Annotated in this window: 16 protein-coding genes; 10 read left to right on the top strand and 6 right to left on the bottom strand. The window is 59.8% G+C overall.

All coding sequences use genetic code 11. The features are described 5' to 3' along the window. Positions 1–31: 31 nt before the first annotated feature. A complete protein-coding gene (locus F8N49_RS16720) occupies positions 32–1,885 on the bottom strand; it encodes a DUF4105 domain-containing protein (protein WP_122747318.1) in 1,854 nt (617 codons plus the stop codon). Positions 1,886–1,981: 96 nt separating this feature from the next. Further along, the gene (locus F8N49_RS16715) at positions 1,982–2,470 is read right to left on the bottom strand and encodes a DUF3015 domain-containing protein (RefSeq protein WP_016773112.1); all 489 of its coding nucleotides are present in this window, start codon (positions 2,468–2,470) and stop codon (positions 1,982–1,984) included. Positions 2,471–2,772: 302 nt separating this feature from the next. On the opposite strand from F8N49_RS16715, the gene F8N49_RS16710 reads away from it, so the two are divergent. Both F8N49_RS16710 and F8N49_RS16700 read left to right on the top strand, forming a co-directional pair. Further along, positions 2,773–5,211 carry a Lon protease family protein gene (locus F8N49_RS16710; protein ID WP_151551930.1) on the top strand — a complete coding sequence of 813 codons (2,439 nt, stop codon included), beginning with the start codon at positions 2,773–2,775 and terminating at the stop codon, positions 5,209–5,211. A gap of 324 nt (positions 5,212–5,535) precedes the next feature. Next, positions 5,536–5,856 carry a hypothetical protein gene (locus F8N49_RS16700; RefSeq protein ID WP_016773114.1) on the top strand — a complete coding sequence of 107 codons (321 nt, stop codon included), beginning with the start codon at positions 5,536–5,538 and terminating at the stop codon, positions 5,854–5,856. On the opposite strand, the gene F8N49_RS16695 is transcribed toward F8N49_RS16700, so the two are convergent. Then, positions 5,853–7,682 (bottom strand): hypothetical protein, encoded by a 1,830-nt coding sequence (locus F8N49_RS16695; protein ID WP_151551928.1) that lies wholly within the window; start codon positions 7,680–7,682, stop codon positions 5,853–5,855. The genes F8N49_RS16700 and F8N49_RS16695 overlap by 4 nt on opposite strands. A gap of 160 nt (positions 7,683–7,842) precedes the next feature. On the opposite strand from F8N49_RS16695, the gene F8N49_RS16690 reads away from it, so the two are divergent. From F8N49_RS16690 to F8N49_RS16680, 3 genes are all read left to right on the top strand, one after another. Next, positions 7,843–8,331, top strand: a complete 489-nt coding sequence (locus F8N49_RS16690; protein ID WP_016773116.1) for a TIGR00645 family protein — start codon at positions 7,843–7,845, stop codon at positions 8,329–8,331. Positions 8,332–8,462: 131 nt separating this feature from the next. Then, complete coding sequence (locus F8N49_RS16685) at positions 8,463–8,768, top strand: DUF6482 family protein (protein WP_024014365.1); 306 nt, start codon at positions 8,463–8,465, stop codon at positions 8,766–8,768. A gap of 120 nt (positions 8,769–8,888) precedes the next feature. Then, the gene (locus F8N49_RS16680; RefSeq protein WP_016773117.1) at positions 8,889–9,506 is read left to right on the top strand and encodes an FKBP-type peptidyl-prolyl cis-trans isomerase; all 618 of its coding nucleotides are present in this window, start codon (positions 8,889–8,891) and stop codon (positions 9,504–9,506) included. Positions 9,507–9,645: 139 nt separating this feature from the next. Here F8N49_RS16680 and F8N49_RS16675 read toward each other — a convergent pair whose 3' ends face one another. The 3 genes from F8N49_RS16675 to F8N49_RS16665 all read right to left on the bottom strand — a co-directional run bounded on the left by F8N49_RS16675 (position 9,646) and on the right by F8N49_RS16665 (position 11,566). After that, complete coding sequence (locus F8N49_RS16675) at positions 9,646–9,903, bottom strand: hypothetical protein (RefSeq protein ID WP_016773118.1); 258 nt, start codon at positions 9,901–9,903, stop codon at positions 9,646–9,648. 204 nt (positions 9,904–10,107) lie between these two features. Further along, positions 10,108–10,449: a zinc ribbon domain-containing protein YjdM gene (locus tag F8N49_RS16670; protein WP_016773119.1), complete on the bottom strand. Its 342-nt coding sequence runs from the start codon at positions 10,447–10,449 to the stop codon at positions 10,108–10,110. 148 nt (positions 10,450–10,597) lie between these two features. After that, the gene (locus tag F8N49_RS16665; protein WP_016773120.1) at positions 10,598–11,566 is read right to left on the bottom strand and encodes a polyprenyl synthetase family protein; all 969 of its coding nucleotides are present in this window, start codon (positions 11,564–11,566) and stop codon (positions 10,598–10,600) included. A gap of 241 nt (positions 11,567–11,807) precedes the next feature. Here F8N49_RS16665 and rplU point away from each other — a divergent pair, with 241 nt between their 5' ends. The 5 genes from rplU (at position 11,808) to F8N49_RS16640 (ending at position 15,563) form a co-directional block, all read left to right on the top strand. Next, positions 11,808–12,119 carry a 50S ribosomal protein L21 gene (gene rplU / locus F8N49_RS16660; protein WP_007924746.1) on the top strand — a complete coding sequence of 104 codons (312 nt, stop codon included), beginning with the start codon at positions 11,808–11,810 and terminating at the stop codon, positions 12,117–12,119. A gap of 35 nt (positions 12,120–12,154) precedes the next feature. Beyond that, positions 12,155–12,412, top strand: coding sequence for a 50S ribosomal protein L27 (gene rpmA, locus F8N49_RS16655; protein WP_016773121.1), 258 nt, complete (start codon positions 12,155–12,157; stop codon positions 12,410–12,412). A gap of 193 nt (positions 12,413–12,605) precedes the next feature. Continuing rightward, complete coding sequence (cgtA, locus tag F8N49_RS16650; RefSeq protein WP_016773122.1) at positions 12,606–13,829, top strand: Obg family GTPase CgtA; 1,224 nt, start codon at positions 12,606–12,608, stop codon at positions 13,827–13,829. A gap of 137 nt (positions 13,830–13,966) precedes the next feature. Beyond that, positions 13,967–15,085 (top strand): glutamate 5-kinase, encoded by a 1,119-nt coding sequence (gene proB / locus F8N49_RS16645; RefSeq protein ID WP_073475514.1) that lies wholly within the window; start codon positions 13,967–13,969, stop codon positions 15,083–15,085. Positions 15,086–15,095: 10 nt separating this feature from the next. Next, positions 15,096–15,563 carry a CreA family protein gene (locus tag F8N49_RS16640; RefSeq protein ID WP_039761698.1) on the top strand — a complete coding sequence of 156 codons (468 nt, stop codon included), beginning with the start codon at positions 15,096–15,098 and terminating at the stop codon, positions 15,561–15,563. The last annotated feature ends 123 nt before the right edge of the window (positions 15,564–15,686 follow it).

Genomic DNA, 15,686 nt, shown 5'->3' with positions numbered 1-15,686 from the left:
AATGTAGGAGCTGCCGAAGGCTGCGATCTTTTCAGTAGTGATACCACTTCACTTCCAGCATGACTTCCGTTTCCGGGCTGGCGAGCTGGCTGAATTCGCGTTGAGCACTCAGGCGCAAACCGAGGTTGCGCGACAGCTCCCACTGCTGATTCAGGCTCAGGCTGCGGCGCACTTCGCCGTTGAAGAAGTAGTCGCCCTTGGCCTCCAGGCTCAGATTGCCCAGCGGGTTTTTCCACAGCACGCCGGTGTTGAAGCCGCCGGCCGGGGAAACAAACTCGGCGAAGTCATTGTTGTGTTCCACGCGCACCGTGCCCAGCGCAAAGCCGAGCACGTCTTCGCCCAACTGCCACGTGCCGCCGCCGCCACCGTTGACATGGCTGACCAGCGTTTCGTCGTCATGCTTGCCCGGCACGCGCTCAAGGCCACCGGTGACTTGCCACGACAGCGGTTGCAGCAGCTCGTTGCGCGGTGTCAGCGAACGAATGGTCGCCAGGTCCAGTTGCTGCAACTGCCAGTCATTGCCTTCGTACTGGCGCAGCTTCAGTTGCAGGATTTCGATCTGCGCGCCGAGGGGGAAGCTTTCGGCATTGTCATTGAGGTCGTGATAAGCCATGCGCAGGCCATATTCGCCAAAGGCGCGATCGCCTCGCGTACCGAGGCCGGCCTGCCAGGTGCGGGACTCGTGGCCATCCTCGGGGAGACCGGGTTGCGGAATTTCCAGCTCCGGCGCCGGGTTCTTGTTGATCGCCCGCAGCAGTTCGAAACTGCGCTGCGCTCGTTGCGGGTCGCGCTCCTGACCGTTGGCGCGGTAGCGCTCCAGACGATAGGCGGCGTCGACGATCAACGCCTGACGTGCGCGCGGCAGGGCTTTGAACGTTGGCTCTTGCAGGACTTTTTGATCGGCGCTGACTTTCAGCACCCATTGCTGTTCGTTATCGCTCAAAGGCTCGGCGCGGCTGAGCAGTTCACGTTCGCGGGACGGGCGATATTCGATGTGCTCGACCAGCCCGGCCTCTTTCACCGCTTTGACGGTGTCGGTCGGGATCGCGGTCAGCGGGAATTGTTCGGTCAGGCGCAGGCTCGGCCGCGCCACTTGCAGCAACTCCAGCAAGCGATACGAGCAGTTTTCGTCGAAGAAGAAATAGTCAAACTGGATCTGCTTGAGCTCCCACACATGTTCGACCATGCGTGCGGTTTCTTCCTGGGTCAGGTTGAGGCGGTATTCCCACAGATCGCGGTTTTCCAGGCTGCGGTATTCCGACAGTTTTTCCTGATACGGCACCAGCGCGAACAGCCCTGGGTAGCCGCCCATCAAGCCTTTCCAAGCATACAGAATGCTGTTGTCCGAGCCTTCGATGTACGCGCCGAAGTTGATCGCGTAGCTGAGCAGCGAGGTCTTGTCGGCCTGCACGTCCGCCTGATCGATGCGCAGCAGGGTGTGGCCGAACATCGACGACGGGCTGTTGAGGTACGCCGCCGGGAAAATCATCACCGCGCTGTGCGGCGAGACGTCCTTGAACCATTTCTTGTATTCGGCGCATTCGGGTGCTGGCAGGTCGGCGAGATTGAGCTGCGCTTTCAGCCAGCGTGTACGCGCCGGGTATACGCATTGTGCGTGTTGCTCGCCGAGGCTGGCCGGGGCGTACAGCGCCTGCACGGTGGCGGCCAGTTCACGGTCCGGATGTTCATTGCCGTCGGGCGCGAGAAAGAACTTCTTGTCGCTGACATAGCTGCGCCAGCCGCCGAGCTTGGCGGTTTCGTAATGACCGAGGGAAATCCAGAAGCGGTCGTTGGCCAGTTGCTGCAAACGTTGAGGATCGATGTGAGGCGCGGCGGACAGCGGGGCGCAGACACAGAGCGCCAGCCAGGCAAGGCGTTTGAGCATAGTCGGCAACTTGAACAGGAAAGAAATAAAAGACCCAAAGAGGGGCGGGCCAAAAAAACAAAACCCGCTTCCCGAAGGAAGCGGGCGGGGTCGAGCTTAAGCCTGAGTTGCGTACTTGGCCAGACGTGGGTCCGATTTCAGTACTGCCAGGGTGTTGGTATGCACGTCTTCAGCGGTCACGTCAGCTTTGCTGAAGATCTGCTGGAAGTGCTCGTGGGTCACTTGCGCGAAGTGCGCGCGATCTTCCGGTGCTACGCCCAGGACCACGGCATAAGTGGTCAGCGCTTCGCCATTGCCTTTGGCCATGTCTTCGGACAGCTCGTTCATCATGCCATTCATGGCGAACCAGGATTTGCCGCCGTAGGTCAGCGATGCGTTGGTCGAGCAACCGTTGGTGCCGGAAGTCATACCGAACGTGGCGTTACCGGAAGTGCCGTTGGTGGTGGAAGCAAGGAAGTGCGCCGGGGTGCCACGCTGACCTTCGAACAGCATGTTGCCCCAACCGCAATCCGGGCCGCCCGGGGCTTGCGCCATTGCGTTGATGGATACAGCGGTGAAGAGAGTACCGAGAAGAATCCGTTTCATAGCTTTGTTCTCTTTATGTGCATACCAATGGACAGGGTTCTGGCCCTTCGCGCTCTGCCCGAGGACAAAGCCGAAAGTGTCAGTGGGCCGGTATTAGTTCCAGCCGCGCAGTTTGGAGTTTAGGCACGTTCCAGCGGTTCCGTGACTTTTTGCAAAATATTTGGAATAAACCTCTGATTTATCGGGCCCCGTCGGCCAGCCGTGCGCTTGTCTATGCTTTGTCATGTGGCGCGCCTTGCCAGTGGGGCACGGGCAGCGCCAGAATGCCGCTACCTGCCCCGCCTGATTGTTAAGGAAGCCCGATGCCTGATCCTGTTGCTGCCAGCCTGCGTCTTGCGCCCGAAGCGCTGACTCGTCTGTTTTCCGCTGAACAGTTCAGCTTCACTAGCACCAATGATCTGGAGCCCTTTCGCGGTGTGCTCGGCCAGGAACGCGCGGTCGAAGCCTTGCAGTTCGGTGTGGCGATGCCACGCCCCGGTTACAACGTATTTGTCATGGGCGAGCCCGGCACTGGCCGTTTCTCGTTCGTCAAACGCTACCTGAAAGCCGAAGGCAAGCGCCTGCAGACCCCGGCGGACTGGGTCTACGTCAACAACTTCGATGAACCGCGCGAACCGCGTGCACTGGAGCTGCCATCGGGCACGGCGGCCTCGTTCATCGGCGACATCAACGGCCTGATCGACAACCTGCTGGCGACTTTTCCGGCGGTTTTCGAACACCCGTCCTACCAGCAGAAAAAAAGCGCCATCGACCGTGCCTTCAACCAGCGCTACGACAAGGCGCTGGACATCATCGAGCGCCTGGCCCTGGAAAAGGACGTCGCGCTGTACCGCGACAGCAGCAATATCGCCTTCACCCCGATGCTCGACGGCAAGGCCCTGGACGAAGCCGAATTCGCGCAGTTGCCGGAAGCCGAGCGCGAGCGTTTTCACGATGACATTTCCGGCCTCGAAGAGCGCCTGAACGAAGAACTCGCCAGCCTGCCGCAGTGGAAGCGCGAGTCGAACAATCAACTGCGTTCGCTCAACGAAGAAACCATCACCCTGGCCTTGCAGCCGTTACTGGCGCCGTTGTCGGAGAAGTACGCAGAGAACGCCGGGGTCTGCGGTTACCTGCAAGCGATGCAGGTGTATCTGCTAAAAACCGTGGTCGAGCAACTGGTCGACGACAGCAAGACCGACGCCGTCGCGCGCAAGTTGCTGGAAGAACAATACGCACCAAGCCTAGTGGTCGGGCATCCGGCCAGCGGCGGTGCACCGGTGGTATTCGAGCCGCATCCGACCTACGAAAACCTGTTCGGCCGCATCGAGTACACCACCGATCAAGGCGCGCTCTACACCACTTACCGGCAGTTGCGTCCGGGTGCGCTGCACCGCGCCAATGGCGGTTTCCTGATTCTCGAAGCGGAAAAAATGCTCAGTGAGCCGTTCGTGTGGGATGCGCTCAAACGCGCCCTGCAATCGCGCAAACTGAAAATGGAATCGCCGCTGGGCGAGATGGGCCGCTTCGCCACCATGACCCTGAATCCGCAGCACATCCCGTTGCAGGTCAAAGTCATCATCATCGGTGCGCGGCAGCTGTATTACACGCTGCAGGATCTCGATCCGGACTTCCAGGAGATGTTCCGCGTTCTGGTCGACTTCGACGAAGACATCCCGATGGTCGACGAAAGCCTCGAGCAGTTCGCCCAGCTCCTGAAAACCCGTACTTCGGAAGAAGGCATGGCGCCGCTGACCGCCGATGCGGTGGCACGACTGGCGACCTACAGCGCACGGCTGGCCGAGCATCAGGGGCGCTTGTCGGCGCGCATTGGCGATCTGTTCCAACTGGTCAGCGAGGCGGATTTCATTCGCCATCTGGCCGGCGATGAAATGACCGACGCCGGCCATATCGAACGCGCCCTGAAAGCCAAGGCCACTCGCACCGGGCGGGTCTCGGCGCGGATTCTCGACGACATGCTCGCCGGGATCATCCTCATCGACACCGACGGTGCGGCGGTCGGCAAGTGCAACGGGCTGACAGTGCTGGAGGTCGGCGATTCGGCGTTCGGCGTGCCGGCGCGGATTTCCGCCACGGTCTACCCGGGCGGCAGCGGCATCGTCGACATCGAGCGTGAGGTCAACCTCGGCCAGCCGATTCACTCCAAAGGCGTGATGATCCTCACCGGTTATCTGGGCAGCCGTTACGCTCAGGAATTCCCGCTGGCGATTTCGGCAAGCATTGCGCTCGAGCAGTCGTACGGTTACGTCGACGGCGACAGTGCATCTCTGGGCGAGGCGTGCACGCTGATTTCGGCACTGTCGAAAACCCCGCTCAAGCAATGTTTTGCCATCACCGGTTCGATCAACCAGTTCGGCGAAGTGCAGGCAGTCGGCGGGGTCAACGAGAAGATCGAAGGCTTCTTCCGCCTCTGCGAAGCACGCGGCCTGACCGGCGAGCAGGGCGCAATCATTCCCCAGGCCAACGTCGCCACGCTGATGCTCGATGAGAAAGTCCTCGCCGCCGTGCGCGCCGGGCAGTTCCACGTGTATGCGGTGCGTCAGGCCGATGAAGCGCTAAGCCTGCTGGTGGGCGAGCCGGCCGGGGAGCCGAACGCCGATGGCGAATTCCCCGAAGGCAGCATCAATGCGCGAGTGGTCGAGCGCCTGCGCGATATCGCCGAGATGATCAGCGAAGAGGACTTGAAAGAGGCCGAGAAGGAACTGGCGCAGGAGGCTCTCGCCGAAGCCAAACCGGCCTGATCAGTTCACGCCAGACTCTGTGGGAGCGAGCCTGCTCGCCAAAGCGCTGTATCAGTCGACGAATGAGTTGGCTGATCCATCGTCTTCGCGAGCAGGCTCGCTCCCACAATGCTTTTCCAGATTGATCTCTGCGGTGATCTTCGGGGAATGTGCCACTACTCTGGCGCCAATATTCACACAATGACCATTCGGCGCCTTCTGGTTCCATTTGGCTTGCGCGGGACACTTTTCTTCTATTCTCAGGTCAAGGATATCGACAGTATCACTGGATCGAGCCAGTCCTCCCGTGGGGGCTGAATACCGGCTTTACCGAGGGTCGCCGCCATGTCGCGCAACCTCTGTCTCACCCGTCAATGCCTGGGTCTGGTGACCCGGATCGAATGCGCCGTCAAGCCGCTGGCCGGCGACAACGGCATGTGGACGCTGCTCTTCGCGGCCGGCATGGCCGGCGAACAACCTTCCGCGATCAAAGCCCAAGGCCCGTTTCACGGCCCGGTCGCGGCCGAGTCGATTCTCGACACCATCGTTGAAAGCCTGACCTTGCATGGTTACGAACTGGCCGATGATCCGCAGATCTGGAGCCTGCACCTGCAAGCGCAGTTGCGGCAGATCAACGGCGGTCGTGGGCGCAGCCTCAACGGTTAAGGCGCCGTCTGGTCCACCGGCGCCTTGTCGAGCTTGACCTCAAAGCCGTATTGCACGGTGGCGAGGTCGGTGCGCTGATAGGTCTCCACGCGAGTCGGGCGACCATAAAAGTAGTGCACGCCGAGTAGCGCCGGGCCTTCTGCACTGGCGTCGTGGCTGACCGAAAGAATCTGCTTGAGGTAGTGGCCGCTGTCGTCCTTGACGAAGAAGCGCCACTCGTTGGCCGGGAAGGTTTTCAGGTCGACCACCAGCGTGTTGTCCTTGATCGCCAAGCCTTTGGGCAATGACTGCGCGTCGTAGGATTGCTTGGTCACTGTGGCCAGAAACAACGGCATCGAGCCCACGGCAATCGCCGGGGTTTCCGGAAACAGATTCAGATCATAAGTAATCGTCGCTTGCAGCGGATCGACCTGGTACGCCTCGGGCGGCAGTTCGATCGGCTCGTCGAGTTTGCCGCCGCGCTTTTCCGTGAAGAAGGTCACGGGACTGACGCCGGGGTTGAGTTCGTCGCCAAGCAATTCGTCATTGAAGGTGCGGCGGTGGGAAAACTCGATACGCGCCGCGCTCGGCTCTTCAACCGATTGATGAATGCGCACGCCGGCCTTCAATTGTTCCTCAGTCAGGTCCGCGCCTTTGAGCCAGTTGGCGGCGAGATCGTCATACACCACAACTGGCAGGTCCAGCGGCTGCACGGCTTTGGCCGTGGTGTGTGGATTGAAGGTGCGCACCGGCAGGTCCAGGGATTTGCGCGTCACTGTTGCCGAGGAGAAGTCGAGCACGCTGACTTCCAGTGTGTCGATCGGGCCGTGGAAATACACCTTGTTGTAGCGGCGTGGGTGGTCTTTCTCGAAGGCTTGCTGGTCGTCGCTGAGCTGTTTTTCCAGGGTGTCGCTCCAGCTCTTCTGCTTCTGTAACTGCGTCAGTTGCTTCTGGTAAAACTCGACCTGCTCCGGGCTTTCGTTGATCGAACCGGCGCGCACCAGGTATTGGCCACTGGCGTCGCGGGCCTGGACGATCAGCGGATTGATCCGGGTTTCGGCGACTTCTGCCGCCAGCGGCAGGCTGTTGCTGACTTCGACCTCGGCATAGTTCTTTTCCAGCTTGAGCAGTTTGACGCTGAGGTTGTCATTGGTGCGAGTCTGGCCGACGTCTTTCTGCGTCAGGTCAAAGCTGTACAAGCGCCGTGGCGCGATGACTTCGACCTGGCCTTGCAGGCTGACCGGTTGTGGCAGGCTTTTTTTGTCGACGTTCAGGCCATCGATGAACGGGTAGGTCACCGTCAGGTCGTCGGGATTGGTCACGTTGGAGCTGGACGGGCTGAGCTGAATGCCTGGATCGGTCTCCGACCACTCCGGCTGCCAGGCGATCACGCGTTTGTTGCTCAACGTGACCGAATGCCATTCGATGCCGTGCGGAAACAGAAAACCGCCGGGAATGTTCAGGTTGAATGGGAATACCGGCTGCAGATCGGTGAGGTAATCCGAGCTGGCGTCCTTGTGCAGCACGAACAGACCGTCGATGAAGGTATCGACCAGCGCTTGCGGGGTAGGGTAGTGCTTGAGCACGGCGAGGGCGTCTGCGCCGTATTCGGTATGCGGGGTGATGTCGTCGAGCTTGAGTCGGGCGCGTTCGAGCAACAGCAGCGAACCGCCGAGTTCGGTGATGGCGTCCTTGAGCTTGGGATCGCTGATCGTGTCCAGTGACTGTTCGAAGGTGGCGGTCTTTTCGTCAAGGTTGGCGACTTGCTTTTCATCGCCGGGCGAGCAACCGCCGATGAGCAAGGCGAGGCAGATTCCGGCAGTCGTCAAGGCTGATCGCACATCCATTTCCACGCGTCCTGTCCACTGTCATTGGGCTGTCAATGCTTTGGACACTAGCAGAAAAACTTTGTCACACACGCGCAGGTGGCGGATTTTCCGGCGGTTTCTGGCTGTCACAGCGGGCTGTTATACTCGCCGCCATTTCCAGCCCCTTGTGTGAGAGTCAATGGAACGCTTTATCGAAAATGCAATGTACGCCACCCGCTGGCTGCTGGCGCCGATCTACATCGGCCTGTCCCTCGGTCTGCTGGCGCTGGCATTGAAGTTCTTCCAGGAAATCATCCATATCCTGCCCAACGTCTTCGCCATGGCTGAATCGGATCTGATTCTGGTGCTGCTGTCGCTGATCGACATGGCGCTGGTGGGTGGTCTGCTGGTGATGGTGATGATTTCCGGCTACGAGAACTTCGTCTCGCAACTGGACATCGACGAAGGCAAAGAGAAGCTCAGCTGGCTGGGCACCATGGACTCGTCGTCGCTGAAGATGAAGGTCGCGGCGTCGATCGTGGCGATCTCCTCGATCCACTTGCTGCGCATCTTCATGGATGCCAAGAACGTCGATCCTGAGCATCTGATGTGGTACGTGATCATTCACATGACTTTTGTGGTGTCCGCGTTTGCCATGGGTTACCTGGACAAGGTCACCAAGCACTGATCAGCCGATCAAGGCAAAAAAACCGCCCGCCTGTTGCGAAACAGACGGGCGGTTTCGTTTGTGGCTTGTGCTTTCAAGCGCAGCGGCCTATGCCTGTAACGGTGCGATTCGCCACGGTGTGAGGTGCTTCCATGAACCTGCAAGAGTTGAACGCGTTTGCTGTTGCCAGGAAGGTCGACGAGTTGAACCTGATCTCCATGGAAGGGGGCATTTACCTGTTGGAAGCGAGGATGCATGGGACGGCGTATCCGTTGAGCGATCTCAAGGGCAATATGCTGACGCTGCGCTCAGTGGAGCACGCGCGGGATCTGCTGCATGCTTTCCCGGTGCTGCCATTCAACCTTGTGCACACCTCAGTCCATGACGAAATGTGCGGGCTGGTCGCTGACCTCGATGAAAGCCTGAAAGTGCCGCTCGCCTGGCGCTCGGCCCTGTAGCCCCGGCCCCAAGTCCGGGGTATCTGTGCTAGTCTGCTCGCCCTTTTGGTTCCGGGCGCGCCGGGACGCGCTGTGCACGCACGGCAAGTCCTGTGGCCGTCCGCACAGCGGAGCAGTGTCATGTCCGAAGTAAATCTGTCCACCGACGAAACCCGCGTCAGCTACGGTATCGGCCGTCAACTCGGCGACCAGCTGCGCGACAACCCGCCACCGGGTGTCAGCCTGGACGCGATCCTGGCCGGTCTGACCGACGCTTTCGCCGGCAAGCCAAGCCGTGTTGGCCAGGAAGAAATGTCCGCCAGCTTCAAGGTGATCCGCGAGATCATGCAAGCCGAAGCAGCGGCCAAGGCTGAAGCAGCGGCTGGCGAAGGCCTGGCCTTCCTCGCCGAAAACGCCAAGCGTGACGGCATCACCACCCTGGCTTCCGGCCTGCAATTCGAAGTACTGACTCAGGGCGACGGCGCCAAGCCGACCCGTGAAGACCAGGTGCGTACGCACTACCACGGCACCCTGATCGACGGCACTGTGTTCGACAGCTCCTACGAGCGCGGGCAGCCTGCAGAATTCCCGGTTGGCGGCGTGATCGCTGGCTGGACCGAAGCCCTGCAACTGATGAATGCCGGCAGCAAATGGCGCCTGTACGTGCCGAGCGAACTGGCTTACGGCGCACAAGGCGTGGGCAGCATCCCGCCGCACAGCGTTCTGGTGTTCGACGTCGAGCTGCTCGACGTTCTGTAATACCGAGCCTGCCTTGATGGCGGGCTGAAAAATGTGGGAGCGAGCTCGCTCGCGAAGGCGGTTTTTCAGTCGACTCATTCGTTGACTGATTTATCGCTTTCGCGAGCAAGCTCGCTCCCACAGGTTTTTTTAATGCTGCTCATATTTCGATCTTGTTGTGCAGCTCATTGGTCGGGCGCAACGCCCGGGCATAGCAGAACAGGAACAGATTGCGCACCAGCTCCTTGAGTACCAGCGGCTCGCTCGAATTGAGGCTGCTGACGTCCAGATCGCCTTGATCCTGCAGCTCATGCAACGCTTCTTCTTCAAGCACTGCGCAGACTTCGCCGGTTTCCCGATGGAGGATTCTGAGGTAAGGGTGTGGGCGATCCAGCCAGGCGTCGATCAAATAAGTCATGGGGCTCATCTCCTTGAAAAGTTTCAATGAGAATAATTCTTATTCATCAAATAGCAAGTGCCTATTGGCGTATCGTGGAGATTTCCGGGTAAAGGTTGTGTCAGGTCAAAATGACTGGCTGATGGCCATGCGCGGATTCATTGAGCCGAAGCGGGGAGGGCAAAGCTCCATCCCACGGCTGGCGCAGGATGGATGACGCAAGGCTCAGACTTTTCTGACGAACTCGGATTTGAGCTTCATCGGACCGATGCCGTCGATCTTGCAGTCGATGTCATGATCGCCATCGCACAGGCGGATGTTCTTGACCTTGGTGCCGACCTTGACCACCAGCGATGTGCCCTTGACCTTGAGGTCCTTGATCACGGTGATGGTGTCGCCGTCCTGCAGGACGTTGCCGACCGAATCTTTCTTCACGGCATCATCAGCCGCCACTTCGGCTTCGCCGCTGGCAGACCACTCGTGGGCGCACTCGGGGCAGACCAATTGGGTGCCGTCTTCGTAGGTGTATTCGGAATTGCATTTCGGGCAGGGTGGCAACGTGCTCACTAAGGTTCCTTGGGTATCAGGAGGGATAAAGGGCGCACATTGTATAGGGTTTTAGCTTTTCAGGCAGGCAAAAGCAAAAGATCGCAGCTTCGACAACCCCCGTAGGAGCTGCCGAAGGCTGCGATCTTTTGATCTTGTTTCAGCAATATCAGTGCGTGCGGGCGACGGCGAACTCGCTCAGCTCCACCAGCGCGTCGCGGTATTCGCTGGCCGGCAGCGCCTCGAGGCACTTGATCGCGCGGGCCACGTAATCGCGGGCCAGTTGCGCGGTGTACTCCAGCGAGCCGGACGCTTCGACGGCGATGCGGATGCTTTCGAGGTCTTCGATTCCGCCTTTCTGGATCGCCTGACGCACCAGTGCCGCCTGTTCGGCCGTACCTTCGCGCATGGTGTAGATCAGCGGCAGGGTTGGCTTGCCTTCGGCCAGATCGTCGCCGACGTTCTTGCCCAGGGTTTCTGCGTCGCCTTTATAGTCGAGCAGGTCATCAACCAGCTGGAACGCCACACCCAGGTGATCGCCGAACGTGCGCAGGGCTTCGCTCTGCTCGGCGGTCGCGCCAGCCAGGGCGGCGGCGCTGTGGGTAGAGGCTTCGAAGAGCATCGCGGTCTTGCCGCGGATGACTTCCATGTAGGTTTCTTCGCTGGTGCTGGCATCACGCACCTTGGACAGCTGCAACACTTCGCCTTCAGCGATGATCCGCGTGGCTTGAGACAAAATCTTCATCACCGGCATCGAGCCCAGTTCGACCATCATTTCGAACGAGCGCGAATACAGGAAGTCGCCGACCAGCACGCTCGGGGCATTGCCCCACATGGCGTTGGCGGTCGAGCGGCCACGGCGCATGCCGGACATGTCGACGACGTCGTCATGCAGCAGGGTCGCGGTGTGCAGGAATTCGATGGTGGCGGCCAGCAGGCGCATGTCGTCGCCTTCGCGACCCAGGGCCTTGCCACACAGCAACACTAATAAAGGACGCAGGCGTTTGCCGCCGGCCGACGTGATGTAATCGCCGATTTTCGATACCAGCGGCACTCGAGACGTCAGCTGCTTCTTGATGATGCCGTCGACGGCGCTAAAATCGTCCGCCACCGCGCGGTAGAAAGCTTGGGGTTGCATCAGCGAGAGTCGCTCCAGAAGGGTTGCGCGGCATGCTAGGACCCCCGTCCAGACCTGTCAAGGCGCGATGGACGGCCACTTGCGCGAGGCGGATTGCTTGCGTACAATCGCGCACCCTGAACTTCCTGGGCAGCACCTGCCTTACGCAATTGCACTTGGGCCGTTCCAGCCCCATGCAGCCATGCCAGCCAATACCTCTTCTTATAAAGAGCTGGGTGAGCAGGATTATCGGAGAAATACCATGTACGCAGTAATCGTTACCGGCGGTAAGCAATACAAGGTCGCTGAAGGTGAATACCTGAAGATCGAAAAACTGGAAATCGCTACTGGCGAATCCGTGACTTTTGATCGCGTTCTGCTGGTCGCCAACGGCGACGACGTGAACATCGGCGCACCAGTTGTTGCTGGCGCAACCGTCAAGGCTGAAGTGATCTCCCAAGGTCGTCACGATAAAGTCCGCATCATCAAGTTCCGTCGCCGTAAGCACCACATGAAGCGTATGGGCCACCGCCAGTGGTTCACCGAGATCAAAATCACCGGTATTCAGGCTTAATTACAGCCTAATTCCTCACTAGGAGAATTGAACTCATGGCACACAAAAAAGCTGGTGGTAGTACCCGTAACGGTCGCGACTCAGAAGCCAAACGCCTTGGCGTGAAGATGTATGGCGGCCAGGTCATCAAGGCCGGCAACATCATCGTGCGTCAGCGCGGCACCCAATTCCACGCTGGCTACGGCGTTGGCATGGGCAAGGATCACACTCTCTTCGCTAAAATCGAAGGCGTGATCAAGTTCGAAGTAAAGGGCGCCTTCGGTCGTCGTTACGTGAGCGTAATCGCGGCTTAATCGCGAGATCGCTGGAGAAGCCCTGTCTTGCGACGGGGCTTTTTCGTTTGTGGGGTGAGTCTCTTGCAAAGCTGTTTGTATGGGCTGTCGGCGTGCGATGCAGGTCGTGTCTTGGGGTCGCTGCGCTCATTTTTGCAAGAGTCTTATGTCTTGATTGTTTTTCGGCTCGTCCGTACGGCGAGAGGCGTTGGTTATGAAGTTTGTTGATGAAGTATCGATTCGCGTAAAGGCCGGTGACGGTGGCAACGGTGCCATGAGTTTCCGCCGAGAAAAATTCATTGAAAACGGCGGCCCGAACGGCGGTGATGGCGGTGACGGCGGTTCCATCTACATGATGGCCGACGAAAACCTCAACACCCTGGTCGACTACCGTTACACCCGTCACTTCGATGCCGAGCGTGGCTCCAACGGCGGCAGCACCGACTGCACCGGCAAGAAGGGCGAAGACCTGATCCTGCGCGTGCCGGTCGGCACCACCGTGATCGACTCTGCCACTCAGGAAGTCATCGGCGACCTGACCAAGGCCGGTCAGAAACTGATGGTAGTGCAGGGCGGCTGGCACGGTCTGGGCAACACCCGTTTCAAATCCAGTACCAACCGTGCACCGCGTCAGACCACGCCGGGCAAGCCGGGCGAGCAGCGCGACCTGAAACTGGAAATGAAAGTGCTGGCCGACGTCGGTCTGCTGGGCTTGCCGAACGCCGGTAAAAGTACCTTTATCCGTTCGGTCTCGGCCGCCAAGCCGAAAGTCGCCGACTACCCGTTCACCACACTGGTGCCGAACCTGGGTGTGGTCAGCGTCGATCGCTGGAAAAGCTTCGTCATTGCCGACATTCCGGGTCTGATCGAAGGCGCTTCCGACGGTGCCGGCCTGGGCATTCGCTTCCTCAAGCACCTGGCGCGTACGCGTTTGCTGCTGCACCTCGTCGACATGGCGCCGCTGGATGATTCCAGTGCTCCGGACGCGGCTGAAGTGATCGTCAACGAGTTGATCAAGTTCAGCCCGTCGCTGGCCGAGCGTGATCGCTGGCTGGTGCTGAACAAGTGCGACCAGATTCTTGAAGAAGAGCACGATGCTCGCGTCAAGGAAATCGTTGATCGCCTGGAATGGACCGGTCCGGTGTACGTGATCTCGGCCATCGCCAAGATCGGTACCGAGCGTCTGTGCCACGACATCATGCGTTACATGGAAGACCGTGCCGATCGCCTCGCCGCAGATCCTGCATACAAGGAAGAGCTGGCTGATCTCGATCAGCGCATCGAAGACGAAGCTCGCGCGCAGTTGCAGGCGCTGGACGACAAGCGTGCCCTGCGTCGCAGCGGCGTGAAGTCGGTCCATGACATCGGCGACGATGACTGGGACGAAGAAGATGTGGATGACGAAGACGGTCCGGAAATCATTTACGTGCGTGACTGATCCGTTGCGATAAACTTGAACGCCGCTCAATCGAGCGGCGTTTTAGTATCCGGAAATCGATCGTTGGTCAGCAATCGCCACGATTAACGTCACGGGCAGTGCCAGGTCGCGCTGCCCTCAAGCTAAGGTTGAAGATGATGCGGAGCAAGGTGACAGGTGCGCAGCGTTGGGTCGTGAAGATCGGCAGCGCTTTGCTGACAGCTGACGGCAAAGGGCTGGATCGCGCGGCAATGAGTGTCTGGGTCGAGCAGATGGTGGCGCTGCATGAGGCGGGCGTCGAGTTGGTGCTGGTGTCCTCCGGGGCAGTGGCGGCCGGCATGAGTCGCTTGGGCTGGACCGCACGACCCAGTGCCATGCACGAGCTCCAGGCGGCCGCTGCAATCGGTCAGATGGGGTTGGTGCAGGCGTGGGAGTCGAGCTTCGCCGAGCATGGCCGGCACACTGCGCAGATTCTCCTGACCCACGACGACCTGTCCGACCGCAAGCGCTACCTCAACGCCCGCAGTACCTTGCGTGCGCTGGTCGAGCTGAAAGTCATTCCGGTGATCAACGAAAACGACACTGTGGTCACCGATGAAATCCGTTTTGGCGACAACGACACGCTGGCGGCGCTGGTGGCCAATCTGGTCGAGGCCGATCTGCTGGTGATCCTTACCGATCGCGACGGCATGTTCGACGCTGATCCGCGCAACAATCCCGATGCGCAGCTGATTTATGAAGCGCGCGCCGATGATCCGACGCTGGATGCGGTTGCAGGCGGTACCGGTGGTGCGCTGGGGCGCGGCGGCATGCAGACCAAGTTGCGTGCGGCACGCCTGGCAGCGCGTTCCGGTGCGCATACCATCATCGTCGGCGGGCGCCTTGAGCGTGTGCTCGATCGCCTGAAGGCGGGCGAGCGCATTGGCACGCTGCTATCGCCGGAGCGTGGCATGCTCGCGGCGCGCAAGCAGTGGCTGGCCGGTCATCTGCAAACCCGTGGCACTCTGGTGCTGGATGAGGGAGCGGTGTCGGCGTTGTCCAAGGGCAACAAAAGTCTGCTGCCGGTGGGGGTGAAGCTGGTTCAAGGCAGTTTCCGTCGCGGTGAGATGGTCGTCTGCATAGCGCCGGATGGTCGGGAGATCGCTCGGGGTCTGGCCAATTACAGCGCCCTGGAAGCGCAAAAAATCATCGGTCAGTCGTCGGATGCGATTGTCGGTTTGCTCGGTTACATGGCGGAGCCGGAACTGGTTCACCGTGACAACCTGATTCTGGTCTAAGGAAAATTCGATGCGTGTAGCGAAAGGATTGTTGGGCCTGCTGATGGCCATGCCATTGCTGGCCTCGGCCGAGGAAATCGGTCAGGTGTCGACGGTGTTCAAGTTTGTCGGGCCGAATGACCGGATCGTGGTCGAGGCGTTCGATGATCCGAAAGTCGAAGGCGTGACCTGCTACCTGTCACGCGCCAAGACTGGTGGAGTGAAGGGTGGTCTCGGTCTGGCCGAGGATCGTGCTGAGGCGTCGATCGCTTGTCGCCAGGTCGGGCCGATCAAGTTCAAGGGTGAGCTGAAGGATGGCGATGAGGTGTTCAAGGAGCGCACTTCGCTGGTGTTCAAGACCATGCAGGTGGTGCGTTTCCTCGACAAGAAGCGCAACACGCTGGTGTACCTGGTCTACAGCGATCGCTTGATCGAGGGCAGTCCGCAGAATGCGGTCACGGCCATCCCGATCCTGCCGTGGGTGCCGGTCCAGCAATAAGCGTCATCAATCCGAACTGTGGGAGCGAGCCTGCTCGCGAAGAGGTCATGTCGGTCGATAGAAATATCAACTGGCAGATCGCATTCGCGAGCAGGCTCGCTCCCACAGTTTTTTGCCTGTAGC

The sequence above is a fragment of the Pseudomonas sp. GXM4 genome (genome assembly GCF_008923895.1).
GTDB lineage: Bacteria > Pseudomonadota > Gammaproteobacteria > Pseudomonadales > Pseudomonadaceae > Aquipseudomonas > Aquipseudomonas atacamensis.
The sequence above is the reverse complement of the archived record's forward strand: the minus strand, read 5'-3'. Positions and strand labels throughout refer to the sequence as shown.